This is a genomic window from Cellulomonas sp. ICMP 17802 (genome assembly GCF_041295535.1).
Lineage (GTDB): Bacteria > Actinomycetota > Actinomycetes > Actinomycetales > Cellulomonadaceae > Cellulomonas.
Map to the genome: position 1 here is coordinate 62,740 of NZ_JBGFQZ010000009.1, position 24,961 is coordinate 87,700.

General features: G+C 73.8%; 24 protein-coding genes. 1 reads left to right on the forward strand and 23 read right to left on the reverse strand.

Features of this window, described 5'->3' with window-relative positions; genetic code table 11:
• Window positions 1-38: 38 nt before the first annotated feature.
• The 7 genes from yjfF to AB5970_RS09805 all read right to left on the reverse strand — a co-directional run bounded on the left by yjfF (window position 39) and on the right by AB5970_RS09805 (window position 7,756).
• Complete coding sequence (yjfF, locus tag AB5970_RS09775) at window positions 39-1,067, reverse strand: galactofuranose ABC transporter, permease protein YjfF (RefSeq protein WP_370503742.1); 1,029 nt, start codon at window positions 1,065-1,067, stop codon at window positions 39-41.
• Window positions 1,067-2,095: an ABC transporter permease gene (locus AB5970_RS09780; protein ID WP_370503793.1), complete on the reverse strand. Its 1,029-nt coding sequence runs from the start codon at window positions 2,093-2,095 to the stop codon at window positions 1,067-1,069. Before AB5970_RS09780 ends, yjfF begins: the two co-directional genes overlap by 1 nt.
• Before the next feature lie 5 nt (window positions 2,096-2,100).
• Window positions 2,101-3,639 carry a sugar ABC transporter ATP-binding protein gene (locus tag AB5970_RS09785; RefSeq protein ID WP_370503743.1) on the reverse strand — a complete coding sequence of 513 codons (1,539 nt, stop codon included), beginning with the start codon at window positions 3,637-3,639 and terminating at the stop codon, window positions 2,101-2,103.
• A 96-nt stretch (window positions 3,640-3,735) separates the two neighbouring features.
• Window positions 3,736-4,743 (reverse strand): ABC transporter substrate-binding protein, encoded by a 1,008-nt coding sequence (locus tag AB5970_RS09790; protein WP_370503744.1) that lies wholly within the window; start codon window positions 4,741-4,743, stop codon window positions 3,736-3,738.
• Between the two features lie 593 nt (window positions 4,744-5,336).
• Window positions 5,337-6,068 (reverse strand): ABC transporter permease, encoded by a 732-nt coding sequence (locus AB5970_RS09795; protein ID WP_370503794.1) that lies wholly within the window; start codon window positions 6,066-6,068, stop codon window positions 5,337-5,339.
• Between the two features lie 89 nt (window positions 6,069-6,157).
• Window positions 6,158-6,895: an ABC transporter ATP-binding protein gene (locus AB5970_RS09800; RefSeq protein WP_370503745.1), complete on the reverse strand. Its 738-nt coding sequence runs from the start codon at window positions 6,893-6,895 to the stop codon at window positions 6,158-6,160.
• Between the two features lie 42 nt (window positions 6,896-6,937).
• Window positions 6,938-7,756 (reverse strand): maleylpyruvate isomerase family mycothiol-dependent enzyme, encoded by an 819-nt coding sequence (locus tag AB5970_RS09805; protein WP_370503746.1) that lies wholly within the window; start codon window positions 7,754-7,756, stop codon window positions 6,938-6,940.
• Window positions 7,757-7,808: 52 nt separating this feature from the next.
• On the opposite strand from AB5970_RS09805, the gene AB5970_RS09810 reads away from it, so the two are divergent.
• Window positions 7,809-8,198 (forward strand): DoxX family protein, encoded by a 390-nt coding sequence (locus tag AB5970_RS09810; RefSeq protein ID WP_370503747.1) that lies wholly within the window; start codon window positions 7,809-7,811, stop codon window positions 8,196-8,198.
• On the opposite strand, the gene AB5970_RS09815 is transcribed toward AB5970_RS09810, so the two are convergent.
• The 16 genes from AB5970_RS09815 to AB5970_RS09890 form a co-directional block, all read right to left on the reverse strand.
• Window positions 8,191-8,814: a TetR family transcriptional regulator gene (locus AB5970_RS09815; protein ID WP_370503748.1), complete on the reverse strand. Its 624-nt coding sequence runs from the start codon at window positions 8,812-8,814 to the stop codon at window positions 8,191-8,193. The two genes, AB5970_RS09810 and AB5970_RS09815, sit on opposite strands and share 8 nt — an antisense overlap.
• Before the next feature lie 23 nt (window positions 8,815-8,837).
• Window positions 8,838-9,059 carry a hypothetical protein gene (locus tag AB5970_RS09820; RefSeq protein WP_370503749.1) on the reverse strand — a complete coding sequence of 74 codons (222 nt, stop codon included), beginning with the start codon at window positions 9,057-9,059 and terminating at the stop codon, window positions 8,838-8,840.
• 65 nt (window positions 9,060-9,124) lie between these two features.
• Window positions 9,125-10,135 (reverse strand): hypothetical protein, encoded by a 1,011-nt coding sequence (locus AB5970_RS09825; RefSeq protein WP_370503750.1) that lies wholly within the window; start codon window positions 10,133-10,135, stop codon window positions 9,125-9,127.
• A gap of 102 nt (window positions 10,136-10,237) precedes the next feature.
• Window positions 10,238-11,740, reverse strand: coding sequence for an L-arabinose isomerase (gene araA, locus AB5970_RS09830; RefSeq protein WP_370503751.1), 1,503 nt, complete (start codon window positions 11,738-11,740; stop codon window positions 10,238-10,240).
• Window positions 11,737-12,447, reverse strand: a complete 711-nt coding sequence (locus tag AB5970_RS09835; protein ID WP_370503752.1) for an L-ribulose-5-phosphate 4-epimerase — start codon at window positions 12,445-12,447, stop codon at window positions 11,737-11,739. The genes araA and AB5970_RS09835 overlap by 4 nt, the downstream gene beginning before the upstream one ends.
• Window positions 12,444-14,024 carry a xylulokinase gene (locus tag AB5970_RS09840; RefSeq protein ID WP_370503753.1) on the reverse strand — a complete coding sequence of 527 codons (1,581 nt, stop codon included), beginning with the start codon at window positions 14,022-14,024 and terminating at the stop codon, window positions 12,444-12,446. The genes AB5970_RS09835 and AB5970_RS09840 overlap by 4 nt, the downstream gene beginning before the upstream one ends.
• A gap of 93 nt (window positions 14,025-14,117) precedes the next feature.
• The gene (locus tag AB5970_RS09845) at window positions 14,118-14,456 is read right to left on the reverse strand and encodes a cupin (RefSeq protein WP_370503754.1); all 339 of its coding nucleotides are present in this window, start codon (window positions 14,454-14,456) and stop codon (window positions 14,118-14,120) included.
• 36 nt (window positions 14,457-14,492) lie between these two features.
• Complete coding sequence (locus tag AB5970_RS09850; RefSeq protein ID WP_370503755.1) at window positions 14,493-15,500, reverse strand: LacI family DNA-binding transcriptional regulator; 1,008 nt, start codon at window positions 15,498-15,500, stop codon at window positions 14,493-14,495.
• Entirely contained in the window at window positions 15,500-16,330 is an 831-nt protein-coding gene (proC, locus tag AB5970_RS09855; RefSeq protein ID WP_370503756.1) for a pyrroline-5-carboxylate reductase, read from the reverse strand. Before proC ends, AB5970_RS09850 begins: the two co-directional genes overlap by 1 nt.
• Before the next feature lie 92 nt (window positions 16,331-16,422).
• On the reverse strand, window positions 16,423-18,339 hold the full coding sequence (locus tag AB5970_RS09860) for a biotin/lipoyl-binding protein (RefSeq protein WP_370503757.1): 1,917 nt from the start codon (window positions 18,337-18,339) through the stop codon (window positions 16,423-16,425).
• The gene (locus AB5970_RS09865; RefSeq protein ID WP_370503758.1) at window positions 18,332-19,219 is read right to left on the reverse strand and encodes a hypothetical protein; all 888 of its coding nucleotides are present in this window, start codon (window positions 19,217-19,219) and stop codon (window positions 18,332-18,334) included. Before AB5970_RS09865 ends, AB5970_RS09860 begins: the two co-directional genes overlap by 8 nt.
• Before the next feature lie 24 nt (window positions 19,220-19,243).
• Complete coding sequence (locus tag AB5970_RS09870) at window positions 19,244-20,476, reverse strand: ABC transporter permease (RefSeq protein ID WP_370503759.1); 1,233 nt, start codon at window positions 20,474-20,476, stop codon at window positions 19,244-19,246.
• Window positions 20,473-21,207 (reverse strand): ABC transporter ATP-binding protein, encoded by a 735-nt coding sequence (locus tag AB5970_RS09875; protein ID WP_370503760.1) that lies wholly within the window; start codon window positions 21,205-21,207, stop codon window positions 20,473-20,475. Before AB5970_RS09875 ends, AB5970_RS09870 begins: the two co-directional genes overlap by 4 nt.
• Window positions 21,200-22,393 carry an efflux RND transporter periplasmic adaptor subunit gene (locus tag AB5970_RS09880; protein ID WP_370503761.1) on the reverse strand — a complete coding sequence of 398 codons (1,194 nt, stop codon included), beginning with the start codon at window positions 22,391-22,393 and terminating at the stop codon, window positions 21,200-21,202. Before AB5970_RS09880 ends, AB5970_RS09875 begins: the two co-directional genes overlap by 8 nt.
• Window positions 22,394-22,491: 98 nt before the next feature.
• Window positions 22,492-24,036, reverse strand: coding sequence for a DUF7059 domain-containing protein (locus AB5970_RS09885; protein WP_370503762.1), 1,545 nt, complete (start codon window positions 24,034-24,036; stop codon window positions 22,492-22,494).
• A 153-nt stretch (window positions 24,037-24,189) separates the two neighbouring features.
• Window positions 24,190-24,960, reverse strand: a complete 771-nt coding sequence (locus AB5970_RS09890; protein WP_370503763.1) for an endonuclease/exonuclease/phosphatase family protein — start codon at window positions 24,958-24,960, stop codon at window positions 24,190-24,192.
• Window position 24,961: the final 1 nt, after the last annotated feature.

The window sequence follows — 24,961 nt, forward strand, 5'->3', positions numbered from 1 at the left end:
CGCCGCCCGGCCGTCGGTCGGGCCTCGCCGACCGGTCGTCAGCGGCGCCTGATCACCAGGAGCCGCTGGAGGACCACGAAGATCAGCAGCAGCGCGCCGATGAAGATCTTGGTCCACCACGAGCTCAGGGTGCCCTGGAACGTGATGATCGTCTGGATCAGGCCCAGCACCAGCACGCCGAGCACCGACCCGAGGACGAAGCCGCTGCCGCCGGTGAGCAGGGTGCCGCCGATGACCACCGCGGCGATGGCGTCCAGCTCCATGCCGACGCCGGTCAGCGAGTACCCGGACCGCGAGAAGATGGCGAACAGCAGGCCGCCGAGGCCCGCGCACGTGCCGCTGATGACGTAGACCAGCACCTTGGTGCGCGCGACCGGCAGGCCCATGAGCTTGGCGGACTGCTCGCCGCCGCCGATCGCGTAGACCGTCCGGCCGAAGCGCGTGTAGTGCAGCGTGACGAACGCGACGAGCACCACGGCCAGGGCGATGACCCCGCTGGGCGTGATGACCAGGCCGTCCTCGGTGCCCCAGCGCGTGCGGGCCAGCGCCACGATGGTCGGGTCCGTGATCGGGATCGACTCCGGGGCCACCAAGTAGCACAGGCCGCGGGCCAGGAACATCGCGGCCAGGGTCGCGATGAAGGGTTGGATCTCGAACACGTGGACCATCACGCCGACCACGAGCCCGATCGTGGTGCCCACCAGGATCACGGTCGGGATGGCCACCGCGGCGCCGAAGCCGTGCGTGAACATCCAGGCCGCGATGCAGCTGGACAGGGCGACGACCGCGCCGACGGAGAGGTCGATGCCCCCGGTGAGGATGACGAACGTCATGCCGACCGCGAGCACCACCAGGAACGAGTTGTTGATGAGCACGTTGGCCATGACGCGGCCGGTGAGGAAGTTCTCGTACAGCGAGCCGCCGACGGCCAGCATGATGACGAGGACGACGACGGCGCCGAGCACCGGCAGGTAGCGCTCGTCGATGCGGAACCGGCGGACCCGCGCGCGCAGGGGTGTCGGCTCGTCCGCCGGCAGCGGGGTGGTGGTGATCTGGTCGGTCGCCATCAGGCAGCCACCTCCGCGGGGACCGGTGCGGCGGTCGGTCGTCGCGACCGCATCCTGTTGCGGACCACCGGCGACTGGAGCAGGCAGACCGCGATGACGACGAGCGCCTTGAACAGCGAGACCGCGTTGGCGGGGACGCCGAGGATGGTGACCGAGAACGTCAGGGTCGTGATGACGAGCGTGCCGACCAGCGTGCCGGCGAGCGAGAACTTCCCGCCGGCCAGCGAGGTCCCACCGATGACCACGGCGAGGATGGCGTCCAACTCGATGAACAGGCCCGCGTTGTTGGCGTCGGCCGCCATGATGTCCGAGCTCTTGATGAACCCGGCGATGCAGGCGAAGAAGGCGCACAGGATGTAGACGGTCCAGATGATCGTCCGGGACCGCACCCCCGCCAGGCGCGAGGCCGACGGGTTGATGCCGACGGCCTCGATCAGCACGCCGAGCGCGGTGCGCCGGGTCATCAGGGCCGTGGCGGCGAAGAAGAACCCGGCGATGAGCGCGGCGACGGGCAGCCCGAGCCAGTAGCCCGTCGCGATCGTCTTGTACGGCGCGCTGGTGACGGTGGTGATCTGGCCGCCGGTGATGAGCATCGCGATGCCGCGCCCGGCCGTCATGAGGATCAGGGTCGCGATGATCGGTTGGATGCCGACCACGGCGATGAGGAACCCGTTCCACACGCCGATCACCAGGCAGACCAGGACGGCCACGCCCATGGCGCTCAGCACGGTGGCCACCGACCCCGGGTCCGGCGACGCGGCGATCTGCGTGAGCGCGATGGCCCCGGCGATCGCCATGACGGCGCCGACCGACAGGTCGATGCCGCGCGTGGCGATGACCAGCGTCATGCCGAGGGCCACCAGAAGCAGCACGCTCGAGCGCCGCACGATGTCGATGGGCCCGCCGTACAGGTGGCCGTCGCGCACCGTGATGTCGAGGAACGTGTGCGCCTTGAGCACGCACGCGAGCAGCAGCAGCGCGAGCGCGACGATCGGCCACAACAGCCGGTGGCGCGTGATGGAGCCGATGGTGCTCACTCGTCCTGCCCTCCGCTCGCGATCAGGTGCACGACGTCGTCCGTGGTGACGTCGTCGGAGTTGACGATCTGCGCGACCAGCCGGCGGTCGCGCAGGACGGCGATGCGGTGCGAGAGGCGCAGCACCTCCTCCAGCTCGGCGGAGATGAACACGACCGCCATCCCCTGCGCGGCGAGGTCGGCCACCAGCCGCTGGATCTCGGCCTTGGCACCGACGTCGATGCCGCGGGTGGGCTCGTCGAGCAGCAGGAGCTTCGGCTGGGTGGCCAGCCACCGCGCGAGCAGCACCTTCTGCTGGTTGCCGCCGGACAGGTTGCCGGCGATCGCGTCCGGGTTGGCCGGGCGGATGCCCAGCGCCTCGACGTACCGTGCGACCACCTCGTCGGACTTGCGCCTCGACACCCGGCGCAGCCAGCCACGCTCCGCCTGCAGGCCGAGCGTGATGTTCTCGCGGACGGTCAGGTCGCCGACGATGCCCTCGGTCTTGCGGCTCTCGGAGGAGTAGACGATCCCGCGGGACAGCGCCGAGCGTGGCGTCCGCATCTTCGTCGGCCTGCCCTCGATCTGGATCTCGCCCTTGTCGGCGCGGTCGGCGCCGTACAGGAGGCGTGCCAGCTCGGTCCGCCCGGAGCCCAGCAGCCCGGCCAGTCCGACGACCTCGCCGGAGTAGACGTCGAGGTCGAACGGTTCGATGGTGCCCTTGCGCCCGAGGCCGATCGCCTGCAGGTACGGCGTCGTGTCGGCGCGCTCGGCGACGGAGCGCTTGGGCGCCTCCTCGAGCTGCTCGAGCACCTCGAGCGCGCGCCCGATCATCTTCTGCACCAGCTCGACGCGGGGCAGCTCAGCCGTGCGGTACTCGCCCACCAAGGCGCCGTTGCGCAGCACCGTCATGCGGTCGCTGATGGCGTACACCTGGTCGAGGAAGTGCGACACGAACAGGATCGCGACGCCGCGGTCGCGCAGGCCGCGGACGACGTCGAACAGCCGCGCGACCTCCTCGGCGTCCAGGCTGGACGTCGGCTCGTCGAGGATCAGCACGCGGGCGTCGACCACCATCGCGCGCGAGATGGCCACCAGCTGCTGCACCGCGAGCGAGTGGGACGACAGCGACGACTTCGGGTCGATGTCGAGGTTCATGGTCCGCAGGTGCTCGCGGGCCGCGGCGCGCGTGCTCCGCCAGTCGACGACGCCGGCCCGGCGCACCTCGTGGCCCAGCATGATGTTCTCGGCCACCGACAGGTTGTCGCAGAGGTTGATCTCTTGGTACACGGTGCTGATGCCGGCCGCCTGCGCCTGCGCCGGGCCCGCGAACGTGCGCTCCTCGCCGTCCACGACGATGCGCCCGGCGTCGATGCTGTACACCCCGGTGAGGGCCTTGATGAGGGTCGACTTGCCGGCGCCGTTCTCGCCCATCAGGGCGTGCACCTCGCCGGGGAACAGGCGGAAGTCGACCGCGTCGAGCGCCTTGACGCCCGGGAACGTGATGGAGATCCCCGTCATCGCGACGATCGGGGCTGGGGAAGCTGTCTCGGTCATCGTCGACCTTTCGTCCGCGCCGGTCCCACGGTACCGGCAGGGGTGTGCTGCCCGGGGGGACGTGGAGGTCCCCCCGGGCAGCCGGAGCAGGTCGGGTCAGTACTGCCGGGTCGGCAGCGCCTCCTTGGCCGCCGCCTGGTCGAACGCGTCGTCGTGCGTCACGATGCGCGGCTCGACGGTCCCCCCGTCGTGCAGCGTCTTGATGATCTTGGCGAGGTCCGGACCGAGCAGCGGGTTGCACTCGACGATGTAGCTGATCTTGCCCTCGGACAGCGCCGTCATGCCGTCCTTCACGCCGTCGATGCTGACGATCTTGATGTCCTTGCCGGGCACCTTGCCGGCGGCCTCGATCGCCTCGATGGCGCCCAGGCCCATGTCGTCGTTGTGCGCGTACACCACGTCGATGTCGGGGTAGGCCTGCAGGAAGCCCTCCATGACCGTCTTGCCCTCGGCGCGCGTGAAGTTGCCCGTCTCGGACGCGATGATCTTGATGTTCGGGTTGTCCTTGGTGGCGTCCGCGAAGCCTTCCTTGCGGTCGATCGCGGGAGCGGAGCCCGTGGTGCCCTGCAGCTCGACGACGTTGATGGGCTCGGTGCCGAGGTTGTCGGACACCCACTCACCGACGCGCTTGCCCTCCTCGATGAAGTCCGAGCCGATGAACGTCTTGTACAGCGACGTGTCCTTGGAGTCGACGGCACGGTCCGTGAGGATGACCGGGATGTTCGCCTGCTTGGCCTCCTCGAGGACCGAGTCCCAGCCGGACTCGACCACCGGGGAGAACGCGATGTAGTCGACACCCTTCGCGATGTAGGACCGGATCGCCTGGATCTGGTTCTCCTGCTTCTGCTGGGCGTCGGAGAAGCTCAGGTCGAACCCGGCGTCCTTCGTGAGGGTGTCCTGGATGGACTTGGTGTTGGCGGCGCGCCAGCCGCTCTCGGAGCCGACCTGGCTGAAGCCGACCGAGATCAGGTCGCCGCCGCCGTCGCCGCTCGAGCTGGTCGCACCGTCTCCGGAGCCACTGCTGCCGGCACAGGCCCCGAGCCCGAGGGCGAGCACCGCGATGCCGGCGGCGAACGACCGGGTCCTCAACTTCTTGCTGACCATCTGCTTCTCCTCCTCGAGAAACGCACTCGCACGCGGCTCCGGTCCACGCCGACCGGCCCGCGTCGTGCACCCCGGGGCACCGGGGGCACGAGCTCCGCCGGACCGAGGCCCAGCGGGTGGTTCGTCCTGATGTTAGCGCTCACATTCGTCCGGATGGTCGCGTTTCCAGGTTGCATTCCGGTCACGGTGCAGACCTGGGATGACCGACCCTGCCCGGCCTGTGACTCGAGGGACGCCTGCGCCACCTCGTGAGTCCCACGGATCACGGGCGCCACAAGAGCGGCACGATCGGCGGGCGTGCGATCACCGCGGGTGGACGCGCTGCCGCGCGTCGCGAGGTCGTGAGTTTGCCGCGACGTCGTGAGTTGCAACTCACGACCTCGTCGCGAACTGACGATCTCGCGCGAACCGACGGGCTCAGCCCGTTCCGCTGAGCTGCGCGCGCGCCACAACGGCGCCACGACCCCGCGCGAGCCCGCTCGCCTGCACGAAATCGTGGGTTCGGCACGAGGACGAGGGTCCGGACCCTCGTTCTCGTGCCGAACCCTCGTTCTCGCACCCGGACCCCCGCCGGCCTGGGGCGGCGGCGCCGGTCAGGGGGTGCGGCGGCGGAGGGTGGCGCTGCCGACGAGCAGGGCGCCGGCGATGAACAGGGCGATCACCCCGACGTCGCCTCGGACGTCGGGCCATGTGGCGCCGGCGGCCAGCTGCTTCATGGCGTCGAGCGCGTAGGTCAGCGGGAGCACGCGGGAGATCCACTCGAGGACGGTCGGCATCTCGTCGCGAGGCATCAGCAGGCCGCACGTGATGAGCTGCGGGAAGAGGACCAGGGGCATGAGCTGCACGGCCTGGAACTCGGTCTTGGCCAGCGCCGACGCCCCGAGGCCCAGGGCGCACCCGAGCACCGCGTCGAGCACGGCCACCAGGATGACGAGCCCGATCGGCCCGGCGACGTCCATGCCGCACACCCACACCGCGAACCCGACGATGACGAGCGCCTGGACCGTCGCCAGCACCGCGAACGCCAGTGCGTAGCCGACGACCACGTCGCCGCGGCCGATCGGCAGCGTCATCAGCCGCTCGAGCGTGCCGGAGGTGCGCTCCCGCAGCGTCGCGACGCTGGTGACCAGGAACATCACCATCATCGGGAACAGCCCGACCAGCAGTGGCCCGAACTGGTCGAGCACGGGCGTCCCGTTGAACATCCACGCGATCAGCCCGATGAGCACGCAGGGCAGCAGGACGACGAGGGCGATCGTGCGCTTGTCGTGCCGCAGCTGGGTGAGGACGCGCTCGGCCGTGGCGGCGGTCAGGGCGGGGGTCAGGCTGCCGCGCACGCGCTCGCGGCCGACCTCCGTCGGGGCGGCCGGCGTCACCCCGGCGGCGTGCCGCGAGGTCCTCGGTTCGGTCGCGCTCATGCTGCCGCTCCTCCCTCACCAGCGACCGCCTGGTCGACCAGCGCAAGGAACGCCGCCTCGGCGTCGCTCGTGCCCGTCCGGGCGAAGAGCTCGTCCAGGGTGCCGTCGGCCAGCACCGCTCCGCCGCGCAGCAGGATCAGCCGGTCGCAGCGCGCGGCCTCGTCCATCACGTGGCTGGACACCAGCAGGCTGACGCCCGTCCGGCTGAGCCGATGGAACAGCTCCCAGAGGTCGCGCCGCAGGACGGGGTCCAGGCCGACCGTCGGCTCGTCGAGCACCAACAGGTCCGGCCGGCCGAGCAGCGCGATCGCGAGCGAGACGCGGGAACGCTCACCGCCGGACAGGGTGCCGATGGACTGGCCGGCGTGCGCGACCAGGTCGACGTCGGTGAGGGCCCGCCGGATCCCCGCGGCGTCCACGCCCAGGATCGCGGCGGCGTACCGCAGGTTCTCGGTCACGGTGAGGTCGGAGTACACGCTGGGCGACTGGGTGACGTACCCGATCCGACGCCGCAACGGTGGGGAGCCCGCCGCCTGCCCGAGCACCGTGACCGTCCCTCCCGCCACGATCTGCGCGCCGACGATCGCGCGCATCAGCGTCGTCTTGCCGCTCCCGGAGGGCCCGAGCAGCCCGACCACCTGCCCCACCGGCACCGTCAGGTCCAGCGACGGGATGACGGGGGTTCCGCCGCGCACGACCCGCAGACCGGTGATCTCGATCGCGTTATTCCCCATACGGGGAATTGTGCTCCTGCCGGGCGCCCGCAGGCAAGGGCTCTACTGGGTCGACTCGACGATCACGGCGCGCAGCCGCGCGACGGCGGCGGGGTCGCCCTCGTGCGTCAGGGCATCGGCGGGGCCGCGTCCCCAGAGCCACAGCTCCAGGTCCCACGCGGCGCCCGAGACGGTCGCGGTGACGTCCTCGTCCTCCCCCTCCCACGGCGCGCCGCCGACGAGCTCCGCGCACTCGTCGTCGTAGGTCCTGCCCGTGGTGGGCGAGGTGCCGTGGAACCGGCCGAACGCCATCACCCACTCGCGGCCCGCGTCGGTGGCGTGCAGCCGCACGCGCTGCCCGTCGGGGGCGAACGTGGCCCACTCCGGCAGCCCGCTGACCATCACGCCGAGCATCTCGTCGACCCCGTCCGCCGCGAGCCCGATCCCCGGGTCGGTCACCGGCAGCCCGGCCGCCTGCTCCGCGTCGACCCGGTGCACCAGGGCCTCGTGCGCCTGCCGGCGGTACACCCACTCGACCGTGCCGCCGTTGGACGACCACGACCAGCACGGCTCGGCCGGGTCGTGCGCGGCCAGGGCGCCGAGCAGGGCCTCGGTCCGGGTGCGCAGGAAGGCGACCAGCTCGTCGTCCGGGCGTCGCTCCGTGTCCGTCGCGGCGTCGGGACCAGCGGGGGCGTTCCCGACGATCTGCGACCAGAAGTCCTGCACCTCGCCCAGGTGGTAGGCGAGGTCGGCCGTGTCCCAGTCCCCGCAGGCCGGCACCGGCGCGGGCGCCGTCACCCGGTCGAGGGCGTCCGCCGCCCGGGCGGACTCCTGCGCGATCACGTCGGCGTAGAAGGCGGGACTGCGGTCGACGGTGTCCATGCCGCGCACGGTATCGGCCCGCACCCACACGCCCGGCCGGATACGGTGGCGCGTGCTCTCCACCACCCTCCGGCGTCACGGGCCCGCGATCGCCCTCGCCGCGCTGCTGGGCACCTCCGGCGCGCTGCACCTGCGCAGGCCCGGGATCTTCCGCCCGCTGATCCCGCGCAGCCTGGGCGACCCGGACCCGTGGGTGCTGGGCAGCGGCGTCGCGGAGCTCGCGTGCGCGGCCGCGCTCGTCGTGCCCGCGACGCGGCGGATCGGCGGCGTGGCGTCGGCCGCCCTGCTCGTCGGGGTCTTCCCCGGCAACGTGACGATGGCCGTCCGGTCCCGGCCCGACGCGCGCTCGTGGACCGGCCGGCCCGCGGTCGCCTGGGCGCGGCTGCCGCTGCAGGTGCCGCTGGTCGCGTGGGCGGTCGCGGTGGCGAGGCGACCTAGCTGAGGGGTCCCGCCAGGTAACGCTGCAGGACGGGGCCGACGACGGCGACGACGTCGTCCACGGGCATCGACGCCAACGGCTCGAGCCGCATCACGTGGCGGGCCAGCAGGACCCCCGCCACCTGCGACGCGACGAGCGAGACCCGCAGCTGCTGGTCCGGGGGCGGCAGGATCCGGACCACCTGCCCGAACACCTCCCGGCTCACGTAGCCCATGAGCGCCTCGGCGGACACCTCGCCCGACGTCATCCCAGAGAACGCCACCCGGAACGCGACGCCGCCGTCCGCCTCCCAGACCCCGAGCACGGCGGCGAGCAGGCGCTCCCCCAGCCCTTCGACACCCCCGGCGGTGAGCCCGCCGGCGATCGCGGCCGGGTCCGCGCCGGCGGGGATCATCCCGGCGGCGAACAGCTCGGACTTGTCGCGGAAGTAGTGCCGGACGAGCGCAGGGTCGACGTCGGCCCGACGCGCCACGGACCGCACGCTCGCGCCGTCGAACCCCCGCTCGGCGAACTCGTCGCGCGCGGCCGCGAGGATGGTGCCGCGGGTGTCCTCCCCCGCCGGCCTGCGGCCGCGGCGACGCCCCGGCGTCGGGGCGTCGTCGGTGCCGGTCGCGGACATGGGACCAGCGTACGGAAACCGCCCTACGACTCCGGCGGCGCGCTGCGCTGCGTCGGCACCTCGCGCAACGGGGAGGGTCGGCGGCCGGCGGGCCACCGGGGCTGCCGCACGGCGACGGGGACGGCGGCGACCGAGACGACCGCGACCGCGACGGCGGCGGCCGGCCCGGCGAGCTGGAGGGCGGTGGCGGCCAGACCGCCGGTGACGAGCACGGTCTGGAGGGTACGACGGACGAGGGTGTGCATGGCGGAGCTCCTTGACGGCGAGGTGAACGGTGCGGGCTGGTCGCGCACAGGGCGCGGCGGCCCGCTCACGCCGGGGAGTCGAGGACCTCCGGGGCAGGCGCTGCGACGGGCGCCGGACCAGGGCCGGCACGGGTCGACGGCCCGCGGAGCACGGGCGGTGCTGCGGCGGACGGCACGTCGCCGTCGACGCCGCCGCGTCCGGTGCCGGCGGAGGCCGACCCGGACGTGGGTAGTCCGACACCGTCGCGGGGCAGGAGCGGGGGCCGGTGCAGGGAGCGGAGGGGATCGGGCTCCGCCGCCGACGCGACGCGCGCGAGCGGTCCGGCCGCGGGGTCCACGGCCGAAGGCCGGGCCGTCACCCCAGTCCCGTCAGCGGCAGCACGCACGTGGTCGGGGGATGCGGGCGCGCCCGCGGACGGGAACAGCGGGATGCCCGCAGACTCGTCCGACAGCGGGAGCGAGCCGGTCGCGCCGGCGACGGGCGGAAGGTCGTCCACGACCGGCTCGGGCACCGGGAAGGCGCCCGCCACGATCGGGGTGACGGCCTGAACGACTGGCGTGAGGATCTGCGCGACCGGAGCGACGACCTTGGCCGCGTTCTGCGCGACGGGCGCCACCAGCGGAGCGGCGATCTGCGCGACCGGCGCCACCAGCGGAGCCGCGACCTCCACAACCGGCGCCACCACCGGGGCGGCGGCCTGCGCGACCGGCGCCACCACCGGGGCGGCGGCCTGCGCGACCGGCGCCAGCAGCGGTGCCGCTACCTGCGCGACCGGCGCCACCAGCGAGTCCGTGACCTGCGCGACCGGGGCGACCAGCGGACCCGCGACCTGCGCGACCACCGGCGCCGCGACCCGGTCGACCACCGGCTGCGCGACGTCGACAACGGGTGCGAGCGCGGTCGCGGCGACCGGGGCGAGCGCCGCCGACACGCCGCCCAGCAGGTCGTCGGGGGACGGCGCCTCGGCGTGCGCCGGTGCCGCGGACCAGACGGCGGTCAGCACGCCGACGAGCACGGCACCGGCGCAGGCCAGCAGCGCGCGGAGCACCCAGGTCGCCCCCGGTACCCCCTGCACGCCCATCTGGTTCCCCCATCACCTCGCGTGTCATCACGTTAGGCACACGAGTTGCAAGGGGCAATCACTGCGCGGTCGGGCTCACCCGTTCGGTGGAACGGTTCAGAACCCCTGGGCGAGCCGGAAGTAGACCTGGTTCCACCGGACCTGGTCGCGGAACCCGCGCCGGGTGGTCGACTCGTCGATCACGAGCAGCTCGGTGCGGGCGATCTCGGCGAAGTCCTCGAACGCCTCGACGCCCACGGCCGTGCTGAGCACGGTGTGGTGCGCTCCCCCGGCCGTCAGCCAGGCCTCGGCGGACGTGCGGAAGTCCGGGCGGGGCTCCCACACGGCGCGGGCGACCGGCAGGTGCGGCAGGTCGGCGGTCGGCGGGACGACGTCGACCACGTTGGCGGTGAGCCGGAAGCGGTCGCGCATGTCCGCCAGCGAGACGACGACGCCGACGCCCGGGTCGGCCGAGAACACCAGGCGGACCGGGTCCTCCTTGCCGCCGATGCCGAGCGGGTGGATCTCGAGCGTGGGCTTCGCGGTGGTCAGCGACGGGCACACCTCGAGCATGTGCGCACCGAGGATCCGCTCCGAGCCGGGCGTGAGGTCGTAGGTGTAGTCCTCCATCAGCGACGCCCCGCCGGGCAGGCCCTCGCCCATCACCTTGGCGGCGCGGACCAGGATGGCGGTCTTCCAGTCGCCCTCGGCGCCGAACCCGTAGCCGTCGGCCATGAGCCGCTGGACGGCCAGGCCGGGCAGCTGGCGCAGGTCGCCCAGGTCCTCGAAGTTCGTCGTGAAGGCCTTGGCGCCCAGCGACTCGAGCAGGGTGCGCAGCGCGATCTCCTGCCGCGCGCCGTAGCGCAGGGCGTCGTGCCGGTCCCCGTCCTTCCGCAGCTCCGGGACCACGTCGTACAGGACCTCGTACTCGGCGACGAGCGCGTCGACGTCGGCGTCGGCGACCGCGTCCACCGCCGCCACCAGGTCGTTGACGCCCCACGTGTTCACCGAGACGCCGAACCGCAGCTCGGCCTCGGTCTTGTCGCCCTCGGTCACCGCGACGTTGCGCATGTTGTCGCCGAACCGGGCGAGCCTCAGCTCGTGCGTCGCGGCCCAGCCCGCGCACGCCCGCACCCAGGTGTCGATCGACGCGACCACGGCCGGGTTGGACACGTGCCCCGCGACCGTCTTGCGGGCGGCGCCGAGGCGGGTCGCGATGTACCCGAACTCCCGGTCGCCGTGCGCGGCCTGGTTGAGGTTCATGAAGTCGAAGTCGATGGAGTCCCACGGCAGCTCGACGTTGGCCTGCGTGTGCAGGTGCAGCAGCGGCGTGCGCAGGGCGTCGAGGCCGGCGATCCACATCTTGGCCGGCGAGAACGTGTGCATCCACGCGATGACGCCGATGACCTTGTCGTCGGCGTTGGCCTCGAGCGCGGCGCGGCGGATCGCGTCGGAGTCGGTGAGCACCGGCTTCCAGACGAGCGTCGCGGGGAGCGTGTCGCCCAGGACGCGCGCGATCTCCTGCGACTGCGTGGCCACCTGGCGGAGCGTCTCCTCGCCGTACAGGCCCTGGCTCCCGGTGAGGAACCAGATCTCGCGGTCGGCGTAGGGCTTGGTCATGAGTCGCGCTCCGGGGTGTGGGTGGGCTGCTGTCCGTAGACGTTCTGATAGCGGGCGTACAGGGAGTCGATGTCGGCCTGGGCGATCGGGACCGTGTCGCCCAGCTGCCGGGCGATGTGCACCGTGCGGGCGACCTCCTCGACCATGACGGCGGCCTTGACCGCGGCCTTCGCGTCCCGGCCGATGGTGAACGGCCCGTGGTTGCGCATGAGGACGGCGGGGCTGCGGGAGCCCTGCAGGGTCTCGACGATGCCGCGGCCGATCGAGTCGTCGCCGATGAGCGCGAACGGGCCGATCGGGACGTCGCCGCCGAACTCGTCGGCCATCATCGTCAGCACGCACGGGACCGGCTCGCCGCGCGCGGCCCAGGCGGTCGCGTACGTCGAGTGCGTGTGCACGACGCCACCGACCGACGGCATGTGCCGGTACACGTAGGCGTGCGCGGCGGTGTCGCTGGACGGGGCACGGGTGCCGTCGACGAGGGTGCCGTCCAGGTCGCAGACGACCATCGACTGCGGGGTGAGCTCGTCGTACGTGACGCCCGAGGGCTTGATGACGAACAGGTCGTCGGGGCCCGGGGCGTCGCCGACGACGACACGCTGCGACACGTTCCCGGCGGTCCACACCACCAGTCCCCAGCGGGGCAGCTCGGCGTGCAGGGTCGCGACGACCTCGCGCGTCTGCCGGATCTGGTCGTCGATGCTCACAGCGCCTCCACCGCGGCCCGCTCGACGGCCAGCCCGGCGCTGTAGCGCTCGAGGTAGGCGTCGAAGCCGCGGACGTCGTCCTGGTCCGGCGCGACCGTCTCCGAGACGGCGCCGCCGAACACGCGGGTGGTCAGGTACGTGCTCAGGTCCTGCTCGTCGGCCGCGCCGAGGTACGCGGCGAGCACCGCGATGCCCCACGCGCCGCCCTCGCCGGCGGTCTGGCCGACGGTCACTGGCGCCCCGACCGCGGCCGCGAGCAGCCTCTGCGCCACGCCCGCGGTGCGGAACAGCCCGCCGTGCGCGTACATCGCGTCCAGCTCGACGCCCTCGCCGCGGAGCACGCGCATGCCGAGGCTGAGCGTGCCGAACGCGCTGTACACCTGCGTGCGCATGAAGTTGGCCAGGGTCAGCCGGCTGTCCGGGGTCCGCACGAACAGCGGACGCCCCTCGGTCAGCCCGGTGATCGGCTCGCCCGACAGGTAGTTGTACGCCAGCAGCCCGCCGCCGTCGGCGTCGCCCGCGAGCGCCTCGCGCAGCAGCGCGCCGAACACCTCGTCCGGGGCGGTCGGCTGACCCAGCGCGGTGGCGAACTGGCCGAACAGGTCCGCCCACGCCCCGAGCTCGCTGGCGCCGTTGTTGCAGTGCACCATCGCGACGAGGTCGCCGGACGGCGTGGTCACCAGGTCGAGCTCGTGGTGGACCTGCGTCAGCGGCTTCTCCAGCACGACCATCGCGAAGATGCTGGTGCCCACGCTCACGTTGCCGGTGCGCGGTGCGACGGAGTTGGTGGCCACCATGCCCGTGCCGGCGTCACCCTCGGGCGGGCAGAGCGGGATGCCCGGCCGCAGCGTGCCCGTGGGGTCCAGCAGCGCGGCGCCGGCCTCGGTCAGCCGGCCGGCGTCCTGGCCTGCGAGCAGGATCTCGGGCAGCAGGGCCGCGACGTCCGCCCCGGGGTAGGCCGCGAGCATCGCCGCGTCGTACGTCTGGGTGGCCGTGTCGATGGGGAACATGCCGGACGCGTCGCCGACGCCGAGCACCTTGCGGCCGGTCAGCCGCCAGTGCACGTACCCGGCCAGCGTGGTGAGGAAGCGGACCCGGGCCACGTGCGGCTCGGCGTCGAGCTCCGCCTGGCGGAAGTGCGCGATCGACCAGCGCAGCGGGATGTTGTGGCCGAAGAGCCCGGTCAGCTCCTCCGCCGCGCGCCCGGTCGTCGTGTTCCGCCAGGTGCGGAAGGGCACCAGCAGCTCGTCGGCGTCGTCGAACGCGAGGTAGCCGTGCATCATCGCGGAGATCCCGATGGCCTGCAGGTTCGTGGGGCGCACCCCGTACCGCTGCTCGGTCTCGGCCAGCAGCGCGGCGACGGCCTCCTGCAGCCCGGCCCAGACGGCGTCCAGGTCATAGGTCCACACGCGGTCGACGAACTGGTTCTCCCAGTCGTGGCTGCCGCTGGCCAGCGGCACGTGGTCCGGGCCGATCAGGACGGCCTTGATGCGGGTGGAGCCCAGCTCGATGCCGAGCGTCGTGCGGCCGTCCGCGATGGCTGCCCGGGGGTCGGCACCGGGGGGATCGACCGTCATCACGCGGCTCCGCTCTTACGTCGAGGACCGCGGCGGACACCGGCGGCCGGGACACATGTTAGCGCTAACATCGGGTCCCGTCGCCACTCCCCCTCAGCCGTGCGACGACCGCCCGACGCCGGTGAGAGTGGTGAGCAGGAAGACGCTGTCCTCGAGCGCGTGCACCGAGTGCCGCTCGTGCGTGAGCACCCACAGATGCCCCGTGCCAGCCTCGACGTCGCCCTCCGGCGACTCCACGCGGACGCGGCCTTGCCACACCTGCAGCGTCGCCGCGTTCGGCGAGTTGTGCTCGCCCAGGCTCGACCCGGCGGTCAGGGCGATGACGGTCTGCCGCAGCTCGCCGTCGTGGGCGACGATGCCCGCCGACCGCCCGTGCTGGTCGGAGCGGGCGGCGTCCAGGTGCTTCGTGGCGAGCTCGGCGAGGTCGATCATGAGCCGAGCGTAGGGCCGCGTCTGCGCGGGCGGGGCTCAGCGGCTCCGGATCGAGCTGGCGCGGACCACGAGCTCCGCCGGGATCTGCTGGCGCGCGACGTCCTCGCCGGCGAAGGCGGCCTGCAGCGACTCGATGGCAAGCCGCCCGAGCGCCCCGAAGTCCTGCCGGACGGTGGTGAGCGGCGGCGTGTAGTGCGCGGCGCCGACCTCGTCGTCGAACCCGACGATCGCGACGTCGTGCGGCACGCGGACGCCGGCCTCCCAGAAGGCGTGCAGCAGGCCGAGCGCGAGCTGGTCGTTCGCGGCGAAGATCGCCGCCGGCAGCCCCTCCCGCACCATCCGCAGCCCGAGCTCGTAGCCGTCGGCGGCGTCCCAGCCGGCCTCGATGTGCTCGGGGGCGCCCGGCCCGGAGACCTCGCGCCAGCCGGCCAGGCGGTCCTGCGCGTCGAACCAGTCCTGCGGGCCGGCCACGTGGACCACCTCGGTGAAGCCCTGGTCGAGCAGGTGCTGGGTGGCCAGGCGGGCCCCGTGCCGCTGGTCGACGCCGACCGCGTGCAGGTGCGCGACCGGCGGGACGTCGGACGCCGACGAGATGAGCACCACCGGCACGGGCGACGCGATCGCGGCGATCGCCTGGGCGACCTCGGTGGTGGGCGCGATGATCGCGATGCCGTCGACGCCCTGGCCCAGGAAGTGCTCGATCGCGGTATGCATGCTGTCGCCGTCGAACTGCCGGATGGTCGCCACCGACACGAACCGGCCGACCACGCGCGCGGCCTCCTCGAGCCCCACCAGCGTGCTCGTCGGGCCGTACAGCGCCGTGGCGGGCGTGACCACGCCGAGCGTGCCGGACCGGCGCGTGACCAGGGCGCGGGCCGCGCTGTTGCGGCGATAGCCCAGCTGCGCGATGGCCGCGGTGACCCGGTCGCGGGTCTCCGGCCGCACGCTCGGGTGGCCGTTGAGCACCCGGGAGACCGTCTGGTGCGAGACGCCGGCCAGCGCGGCGACGTCACTCATCGCCGGAGGTCGTGCGAGCGTGCTCATCAGGACTGCTTGCCGAGCTCACGCGAGCGGTCGCGGGCCGCCTCCGCCGCGGCGACGATCCCGGCCCGGACGCCGTGGGCGTCGAGCACCTGCACCGCCGCGACCGTGGTGCCGCCCGGGGACGACACGCGCTCCCGCAGCACCGCCGGGTGGTCCCCGGACTGGGCCGCGAGCGCCGCCGACCCCTCCACCGTGGCCACGGCGAGCCTGGTCGCGAGGTCCCGGCTCAGCCCGAGCAGCACCCCGGCCTCGGCCATCGCGTCGATCAGGTAGAACGCGTACGCCGGCCCGGACCCGGAGATCGCGGTCACCGCGTCCAGGTCCTTCTCCTCCACGCGGACCACGAGCCCGGTGGCCGCGAGCATCTTCTCGACGAGCACCAGGTGCCCCTCGCTCGCGTGCGTGCCGGGGGCGATCGCGCTGGCCCCCTTGCCCACCACCGCCGGCGTGTTCGGCATGACCCGGACCACGGGCTGGCCCCGGTTCAGCCGCGTCTCGTACGCGGCGATCGGCACCCCGGCGGCCACGCTGACCACGAGCTCGCCGCCGCGCAGGGCGTCCTTGACCTCGTCCAGGACGGACGCGACGACGTTGGGCTTGACCGCCAGGAGCACGACGTCGGCCCGGGCGGCGGCCTCGGCGTTCGACGCCCCGGTCCGGACGCCGTAGCGACCGGCGAGCTCGTCGGCGCGCGGCACGTGCTTCTCGGTGACCTCGACCTGCTCGGGCGCCCAGCCCGCGGTCAGCAGCGCGCTGAGCAGGGTCTCGCCCATGACACCGCCGCCCAGCACCGCGACCCGCGGCGTGCCGTCGGTGACCTCGTCGGTCATCGTCGTCCTCCCGTCCGTGCCGCCGAGCGGCGACGCCGCGAGCCTACCGACCACCGATCGGCTCGTGGCGCGCCGCCCGGACGGCACGGGGGTCAGCCGCCGTTCGGGCCGCCCGTGAAGCCGGCCGGAGGGCCGCCGTTGCCGTCCATCACGAAGCCGGCGGGCGGACCACCCGTGTCGGTCGAGCTGCCGCCCAGGCCCGAGAGGCCCGTGGTGGTGGAGGACGTGCCGGTGTCGATCGCCTGGTCGAGGTCCGCCAGGACGACCTCGTCGCCCACCGAGAGGCCGTCGGTGATCTCGGTCCGCTCGGCGCCGATCGCCCCGCGCGTGACGGTGACGTCGGTCGGGGTGCCGTCCGTCAGCACCTGGACCGTGGCCGTCGTGCCGTCGACGTGCACGGCGGACGTCGGGACCGTGAGCACCTCGTCGGCGCCAGCGACCGACAGGTGGACCTGGGCGGACGCGCCGTCGTAGAGCTTCGCGTCGGTCGGGTCGAGGGCGAGCTCCACCGTGTACGCCGGGTCGGCCGTGGTCGACGTGTCGAGGACGCCGACGCTGCTGACCGTGCCGGTGAGCGTCGCGTCGGTGCTCGGCGTGGTCACCTGGGCCGTCTGGCCGACCGTGACGATGTCGATCTTGGTCAGCGGGACGCTGGTGGTCACCGTGTAGCCGTCGGGCCCGAGGATCGTGACCACCGCGGTGGTCGACGAGGCCGTGACCGAGTCGCCCGCGGCCAGCGAGACGGCCGCGACCGTGCCGGCGATCGGGCTGGTCAGGGTGGCGAACGGGAGCCGGCTCTGCGCCAGCGCCACGTTCGCCTCCGCGAGGTCGATCGCCGCCTGGTCGGCCAGGATCGTCGCCGCGGTGGCGACGGTCGCGGTGCTCGCGCCCGTCGGCGAGCTCGAGGAGGGAGTCGACGACGACGCGGTGGTCGACGACGACGGGGTGGAGGTCGACGTGGACGGCGCGGTCGAGGACTGCGAGGGGGTCGAGGTCGAGGTCGAGGTCGACGGCGTCGAGGGGGTGCTCGTGCTCGTCGAGGACGCGATCGCCCTGGTCAGCGCCTGCACTGCGTCGTCCAGCGCCGTGGCCAGCGTCATCAGCGCCTGCTGCTCGGCGTCGGTGGCCGTCTGCGCGTCGAGCGCCCCGGTCAGCGCGGCCTGGCAGTCGGCGAGCGCCTGCCGGATCGCGTCGGTGTCGGGGTCAGCGGCAGGGGTGGCCGGGTCGGCGTCCTCGGTCGCGGTCGGGTCCGGCGTCGGCGTGGGGTCGGCCGCGCCGTCGTCGGCACCCGCGTCCCCCGTGACGTCGCCGCCGACCACCGCGAGGAACGCCGCGCACGACGCCTGCGAGGCCGTGACGCTGGCGCCGCCGGCGGCCAGGGCGTCGGCCGTCACCTGGTACTGGTCGAGCAGAGCCTGCTGCGCCCTCTGCACGTCGGCCGTCGCCCTGGCCACCGCGGGGTCCGTCGCACCCGCGCCGCCGACGCTGGGGCTGGAGGCGGCCTGCGTCGGGGTGGAGGACGTCGACGGGCTCGACGCCGAGGACGGCGTCGACGAGGAGGCTGCGGAGGACGAAGAAGCGCTCGAGCTCGAGGACGTCTGCGAGTCCAGGTCGTCGCTGAGCTGCTTCTGGGCGTCGGCGAGGTCGGCCTGCGCCGTGTCGACCGCGTCCTGCAGCGCGCCGGTGTCGAGGGTGGCGAGCACGTCCCCGGCCGCGACGACCTGGCCGACCGACACGTTCACGGTCGCGACCGTGCCGTCGACCGAGAACGACGCGTCGCGCCGACTGGCCGAGGCGATGGTGCCCACGGAGTCGACGATCTGCTCGACGCTCGACCGCTCGGCCTTCGCGGTGCGGTACCGGCTGCCGTCGGGGCCTGCGACGGCCAGCGCGACGCCGCCACCGGCGGCGACGAGCACCACGGCACCGGCCACGCCGAGGGCGACGACGCGCCGCCGGCGGGCGCGACGACGCAGCGCGACGGACGGGCGGGCTGCGCGGTCAGGCATCGGTGCCGCCCTGGTCGGTGGTGCCGGTCCCGCCCTGGCCGCCACCCGGGCCGCCCGGGAACCCGCGTCCGGCGATCCCGGTCGAGCACGCGCCGTCGGTGGGCGCAGAGATCGTGATGCTGGTCGCGGTCACCTTGCCGCTGTCGTCGGCCTCGCCGCGGGCGCTGGCGCACTGCCCGACCACGATCGCCGAGGCGTCGGCGGTCACGGACTTCGTGTACGTGGTCGCGTCCGTGACGGTGACCGTGCGCGACGTCGTCGCGTCGTCCTGACCCGTGACCTCGACGGTCAGGGTGCTGCCGTCGATCGCCGTGACCTTGCCGCCCGCGACGCCGCCGAACGACATGGCACCGCCCGACGGCAGGTCCGTCGGGGCGCCCGACGGGCGGTCCCCCGCCTGCATGCTGGGCATGTCCGTGGGGGCGCCGTCGGGCCGCTGGCCCCCGCCGGGGCCCCCGCCGCCGAACCCGCCGGAGCAGGTGCCGTCGTCGGCGGCCGCGGTGAGCCGGATGCTCGTCGCCTCGAGCGGCGCCGAGGTGTCGGTGGAGGTGCTCGTCGACACCGCGACGACGCACGAGCCGACCGTGACGTCGGACAGCGCGCCGGCGACCGTCGCCGAGAAGGTCGTCGCGTCGGTCCAGGTCACCGCGGTCTGCGCGTCGGTGGACCGGACCTGCATGACCGTGCCGGTGACGGACGCGATCTCGCCCGAGGCTCCGCCGCCACCCGGGCCGCCGGCCTGTGCGCCGCCGCCCTGCTGCTGCGGCGCGGCGGAGGTGGCGGGCGCGGCGGCCTGGGAGGCGCCGGCGGAGCAGCCGGCGAGGGCGAGGACCGAGGCCGCGGCGAGCGCGGGAAGCAGTCGCGTGGTCAGGGTGGACATGGGACGTCTCCTTGCTAGAGGGGGCTATTCCGCGCGCAGCGCGTCGATGGGGGCCAGTCGCGCAGCGCGCGTGGCGGGGTAGACGCCGAACACCAGGCCGATGCCCATGGCGACGACGACCGAGCCGACGACCGCGGCGCCCGACACCACGACCGAGCTGCCGAGCAGGCCGGGCAGCACCTGCGCCGCGACGATGCCGAGCGCCGCACCGAGCACGCCGCCGGCCAGGCCGAGCACCGTGGCCTCGACCAGGAACTGCCGGCGGATGGCCCACGGCGGGGCGCCGAGCGCCTTGCGCAGGCCGATCTCGCGGGTCCGCTCCGTGACAGAGACGAGCATGATGTTCATGACGCCGATGCCCCCGACCAGCAGGGACAGGGCCGCGATGCCGGTGAGCAGCACGGTCAGCGTCTTGTAGACCGCCGTGGCCGTCGACACCAGGGCGTCCTGGCTGTTGATGGTGAAGTCGGCACCGTCGGCGGCGGTGATGCCGTGCAGGTTGAGCAGCAGGGCCTCGGCCTCCTGGTAGGCCGCGTTGAGCTGGTCGGTCGACGCCGCCTGGACGTAGATCGTCGACACCGCGTTGCGGTCCTGGCCGCCCACCAGCGTGTCCGCCGCGGTCGACATCGGGATGACCGCGAGGTCGTCGAGGTCGCTCTCGCCGCTGGCCCCCTCGGCCTCGAGCACGCCGACCACCCGCAGGTCGGTGTCGCCGATGGTCACGGTCTGGCCCACCACGCGGGTCGAGCCGAAGAGCTCCTGCGCGGTCTCGGGGCCGAGCACGACGACGTCCGCGCGGGAGGCCTCGTCGGCAGCCGTGAAGAACGCGCCCGACGCGAGCGTGCGGCCGCGGACGTCGAGCCAGTCGGTGCTGGTGCCGACGACGCTGGTGGTCCAGTTGGTGTCGTTCGCCTCGAGCGAGGACGACGTCGTCTTCTCGGCCGCGACCTTGCCGATGTCGGGCGCGTCGACCGGCGAGGCGAGCGCCTCGGCGTCCGCCGTGGTCAGCGTGGTGCGCGAGCCGAAGCCGCCGCGGACGCCCGCCGTGCTGGTGCTGCTGCCCGGCTTGACGATGAGGAGGTTGCTGCCCAGCTGGTTGATCTGCTCGCTGACGTCCTTCTGCGTGCCGAGCCCGAGCCCGACCGTGAGGATCACCGCGGCGATGCCGATGAGGATGCCCAGCACGGTGAGGATCGAGCGCATCGCGTGCGAGTGCACCGCCGCCCAGGCGGTCCGGAGGGTCTCGGTCCAGGTCATGCCGCACCCCCGACGATGAGCCCGTCGCGGACGCGGACGATCCGTTCCGCGCGCTCGGCCACCTCGGCCTCGTGCGTGATGAGGACGATCGTGCGGCCCTGCGCGTGCAGCTCGTCGAAGAGCGAGAGCACGTCGTGGGTGCTGGTCGAGTCGAGGTTGCCGGTGGGCTCGTCCGCCAGCAGGAGCGCCGGCTCGCCGACGAGGGCGCGGGCGACCGCGACGCGCTGCTGCTGGCCGCCGGAGAGCTCGCCGGGACGGTTGGCCAGACGGTCGCCGAGGCCCACGCGCTCCAGCGCGGCTGCGGCCCGCTCCCGGCGTTCCGCCGCGTGCACCCGCCCGTAGACCAGCGGGAGCTCGACGTTGCGCCACGCCGGCAGCGAGGGCAGCAGGTTGAACTGCTGGAACACGAACCCGATCTGGCGGTTCCGGATGTCGGCGAGGTCGATCTCGTCGAGCTCCCCCACGTCCTCGCCGGCCAGGTGGTAGGTGCCCCGCGTCAGCGTGTCCAGGCAGCCGAGGATGTTCATGAGCGTCGACTTGCCGGAGCCCGACGGCCCCATGACGGCCACGTACTCGCCCTGCTCGATCCGCAGGTCGACGCCGCGCAGGGCCTCGAACTCGATGCTGCCGGACGTGTAGGTCTTGGTGACGCCGACCAGGTCGATGACGGGCTCGTTCTCGTGGGTGGGCGGCGGTGGCGCGTCGTAGTACGGCAGCGTCAGCTCAGCCATTCGTCGAACCGCCCTGCTGCTGGACCGGACCGGTGCCGCCGTCGGGCGGGACGCCCTGGAAGCCGCCCTGCGGGAACGTGCCCTGCTGGTCCGTGCCCTGCCGGCCCGTGCCGCCCGTGCCCGGCGTGAAGGTCGCGAGCACGACCTCGTCGCCCTCGGCCAGGCCCGCGGTGATCTCGGTGAGGTTGCCCGACGTCTCGCCCGTGGTGACCGGAACCGCGACGGTCGTGCCGTCGGCGTCGACCTGCTTGACGGTCGTGGTGCCGTCGGCCGCCGTGGTGACCGCGAGGCTGGGGATCGTGAGCACGTCGGTGCGGCGCTCGTAGACGAGCTCGACGTCCGCGGACACCCCGTCGTGCAGGCCCTCCTGGTCGCCCGTGACCGCGACGGTCACCGGGTAGGCGGCGACGCCGGTGTCGCTGGTGGACAGCAGGCCGATCTCGCTGATGGTGCCGAACACCGGGGTCGTGGCGCCGTCGAGCGTGACCTCCGCCTGGTCGCCGACCTCGATGAGCGCGACGTCGGCGTCGGAGACCGTGACGTCGACCTCCCACGCGTCGGTGCCGACGATGGTGAACTGCGCGGTGCTGGTCGAGCCGGTGCTCGAGCCCGTGGGGGCGTTCCCGCTCGACCCGCCGCTGACCGCGTCGCCGACCTCGAGGTTCACCGCGGTGAGCAGGCCCGCGACGGGGGCGACCAGCGTCGCGCCGTCCATCGCCGCCTGGGCGGTGTCGACGCCCGACTGCGCCACGTCGACCTGCGCCTGCGCGGCGGCGACCTGCGCGGTGCCGCTGGCGTCCGACAGCTTGGCCTGCGCATTGGCCAGCGTGGCCTTCGCCTGGAGCAGGTCCGCGTTGAGCTGCAGGGTGTCCACCGTGGCGAGCGTCTGACCGGCCGTGACCGTCTGCCCGACCGCCACGGGGACGGCGGTGACCGTGCCGCTCACGTCGAAGCTCACGTCCTGCTGCACCGACGGCGTCAGGGTGCCGCTGCCGCTCACCGACTTCTGCATCGTCGTCAGGCTCGCGGCGACCGTCCGGGTCACGGGTGCGGCCGACGCCGCCGACGCGTCCCTGATCCCGAACCACCAGACCCCCGCACCGATGAGGCCCACCAGGACCACCGCGGTGATCGTCCTCGTCAGCGGCGTCGTCCGCCTCCATACGTGCTGCATGTTCTCCCTCACGTCGACCCGGTCCTGTGACCTGGGCCGAACGTAGGGAGGGGTGCTGGGCCGGCCTTAGCACCGGCCTGTGGCTCACCTGTGAGTCAGGTGCGGCAGCGTCAGTCCGCGGGCAGCAGCAGGCCGTCGCGGACCAGGCCCCGGGCCGACGGGAGGACGTCGGCGGCGACCGCGTCGGCGCCGACCTCGAGCAGGGCGCCCAGCGCGTTCACGATCTGGCCGACCGTGAGCTCGCCGTCGCAGACCCCGACGAACCCTGCGAGCGCCGTGCCGGCCTGGACCGCGCGCCCGAAGCCGCCGCCCTGGCGCAGCAGCACCACCTGCGGGTCCGCCGACCCCGGCGTCAGGTACCGCTCCTCGGTGACGTCGGGGGCGACCACCAGGCGCTGGCCGGCGAGCTCGTCGTCGTCCATCGCGAGCCAGTCGTGGGCCGCGAGCGACGCGGCGATCGCCGGCCCCAGCGGCTGCCGCACGGTGCCGGTGACCTCCTCCAGGCGGCGCAGGGTCGGCGCCCCGAGGGGCTTGCGCAGGGTCACGATGCCGAACCCGATCCCCTCAACGTCCCGCGAGGCGAAGTCGTCGAGCCACTGCCCGTACCGCAGGGCCCAGGCAGCCCGGTCCCGGTCGGGCGTGGTGCCGCCGTCGCGGATCCACGTCTCGGCGTACTGCGCGGGGTCCTGCAGCTCGCGCTGCACCACCCAGCCGTCGAGCCCGCTGGCGTCGAGCCACGAGCCCACCCGCTCGTGCCACTGCTCGCCGCGCCGGACCTCCCAGTTGCCCAGCAGCTGCGCGACGCCGCCCGGCGCCAGCACCGACCCGACGCCCTCGACCAGCTCCCGCACGATCGCGTCCCCGGCCCGCCCGCCGTCGCGGTACTCGTACGACGGCATGCCCGGCGTGCGCGGCGTGATGACGAACGGCGGGTTGCTGACGACGAGGTCGAACCGCTCGGCGGCGACGGGCTCGAGCATCGACCCCTCGCGCAGCTCGATCCGGGAGCCGTCCAGCCCGGCCAGCGCCGCGTTGAACCGCGCGAACGCCAGGGCCCGTCGCGAGATGTCGGTGCCGACCACCCGCCGCGCGTGCCGCGACGCGTGCAGCGCCTGGATCCCGCACCCGGTCCCCAGGTCGAGCACGTGGTCCCGCTCGTCGCGGACGGTGACCTGCGCCAGCGTGGTGGACGCACCGCCGACGCCGAGCACGTGGTCCGTCCGCAGGGCCGAGCCCGTGGCCAGCTCCCCGAGGTCCGACGCGATCCACCAGTCGACCTCGCCGCCGCCGTCGACGGCCGTGTACGGGCGCAGGTCCACCCGGGCGCGGACCTGGTCGCCGTCGGCCTCGACCAGGCCGAGCCGCTCCGCCCCCGCGACGGTGAGCGTCGGGAGCGCGCGCTCGAGGGTCCGCCGGGGCGTGGTCGAGCCGAGCAGGAACGTCCGCACCAGGGCCGCGACCGGGTGCTCGGAGGCGGCCGCCGTGGCCCGCAGCGCCGGTACCGGCTCCTCGCGGTGCAGCGCGTCGGCGGCGACGGCCCCGAGCACCTCCTCGACGCCGGCGACGCCGTACCCGGCGGCGGACAGGTCGTCGCGGAGCGCCGCCACGAGCGCGGCATCGGTCAGGGGGGCGCCGGGCGCGGGATCTGTGGGCACGCCGCCATCATCCCCGCCCCGGCCGCCGGCCACGACGTCCGCACATCCGGTCGCGGGGGCGCGCGATCGTGCGGACGTCCGCGGACAGTCCCCGCAGCGTCCGCACAATCGGTCGTCGGGGCGCGCGAATGTGCGGACGTCCGCACCCGGCGGTCAGGCGTTCAGGTCGACGATCAGGGGGCGGTGGTCGCTCGCGCGCAGGACGTCGGGGCCGGACACGACATGCGGCGCGGAGACGCGAAGGTCGGGGGTGACCAGGATCGCGTCGATGCGGTGCAGCGGCTCGAGCGCGGGGAACGTGGGGCCGCCGTCGGGGTCGGAGTCGAGGAGCAGACCCGTCAGGCTCGACCAGGTCGGTCCGCCGGGCAGCTCGTTGAGGTCGCCGAGCACGACCGTCCGGGCGCCGGGGACGTGGTCGCGCAGGATGTCGGACAGGTGGGCGGCGCGCTCGTCGCGGACCAGGGACAGGTGCACGACGACGAACCGGATGCCGTCGACGGTCGCCATCGCGACGCCCCGCCGGGTGCGCCCGGACAGCGGCGGGAGCCGGAGCGCGCGCGCGGCGGCCACCACGCGCCCGGGGGCCACCAGCAGCGCCGTGGTCCGCGCGCCGCGACCGTTCACCACCGTCCGCAGGCCGACAGCCCGGGCGAATCTCCACATCCGCAGCCGGCCGAGCAGCCCGCGCGGGGGCTCCTGCACGCCGAGCACGTCGGGCGCGGCGGCGCGGACCACGGCCACCGCGTCCGGCCGGGACAGCTGCAGGCCCTTGACGTTGTAGGTCATGACCCGCAGGCGGCCGGCGTCGGAGCTCACCGGGACATCCTGGCCCACCAACCAGCGGACACGCGGGTCCTCGCACCGGCCGTGGCGGGCGAGCACGAGCGTGTGCACGACGATGCCCCCGACCAGGGCCGGGGGCATC

Bases quoted from the DNA above. Each gene is read 5' to 3' on its own strand.
- yjfF (WP_370503742.1), bottom strand. From the start codon at position 1,067: ATGGCGACCGACCAGATCACCACCACCCCGCTGCCGGCGGACGAGCCG.
- AB5970_RS09785 (WP_370503743.1), bottom strand. From the start codon at position 3,639: ATGACCGAGACAGCTTCCCCAGCCCCGATCGTCGCGATGACGGGGATC.
- AB5970_RS09790 (WP_370503744.1), bottom strand. From the start codon at position 4,743: ATGGTCAGCAAGAAGTTGAGGACCCGGTCGTTCGCCGCCGGCATCGCG.
- AB5970_RS09800 (WP_370503745.1), bottom strand. From the start codon at position 6,895: ATGGGGAATAACGCGATCGAGATCACCGGTCTGCGGGTCGTGCGCGGC.
- AB5970_RS09805 (WP_370503746.1), bottom strand. From the start codon at position 7,756: ATGGACACCGTCGACCGCAGTCCCGCCTTCTACGCCGACGTGATCGCG.
- AB5970_RS09815 (WP_370503748.1), bottom strand. From the start codon at position 8,814: ATGTCCGCGACCGGCACCGACGACGCCCCGACGCCGGGGCGTCGCCGC.
- AB5970_RS09820 (WP_370503749.1), bottom strand. From the start codon at position 9,059: ATGCACACCCTCGTCCGTCGTACCCTCCAGACCGTGCTCGTCACCGGC.
- araA (WP_370503751.1), bottom strand. From the start codon at position 11,740: ATGACCAAGCCCTACGCCGACCGCGAGATCTGGTTCCTCACCGGGAGC.
- AB5970_RS09840 (WP_370503753.1), bottom strand. From the start codon at position 14,024: ATGACGGTCGATCCCCCCGGTGCCGACCCCCGGGCAGCCATCGCGGAC.
- AB5970_RS09845 (WP_370503754.1), bottom strand. From the start codon at position 14,456: ATGATCGACCTCGCCGAGCTCGCCACGAAGCACCTGGACGCCGCCCGC.
- AB5970_RS09850 (WP_370503755.1), bottom strand. From the start codon at position 15,500: ATGAGCACGCTCGCACGACCTCCGGCGATGAGTGACGTCGCCGCGCTG.
- proC (WP_370503756.1), bottom strand. From the start codon at position 16,330: ATGACCGACGAGGTCACCGACGGCACGCCGCGGGTCGCGGTGCTGGGC.
- AB5970_RS09860 (WP_370503757.1), bottom strand. From the start codon at position 18,339: ATGCCTGACCGCGCAGCCCGCCCGTCCGTCGCGCTGCGTCGTCGCGCC.
- AB5970_RS09865 (WP_370503758.1), bottom strand. From the start codon at position 19,219: ATGTCCACCCTGACCACGCGACTGCTTCCCGCGCTCGCCGCGGCCTCG.
- AB5970_RS09870 (WP_370503759.1), bottom strand. From the start codon at position 20,476: ATGACCTGGACCGAGACCCTCCGGACCGCCTGGGCGGCGGTGCACTCG.
- AB5970_RS09875 (WP_370503760.1), bottom strand. From the start codon at position 21,207: ATGGCTGAGCTGACGCTGCCGTACTACGACGCGCCACCGCCGCCCACC.
- AB5970_RS09890 (WP_370503763.1), bottom strand. From the start codon at position 24,960: ATGCCCCCGGCCCTGGTCGGGGGCATCGTCGTGCACACGCTCGTGCTC.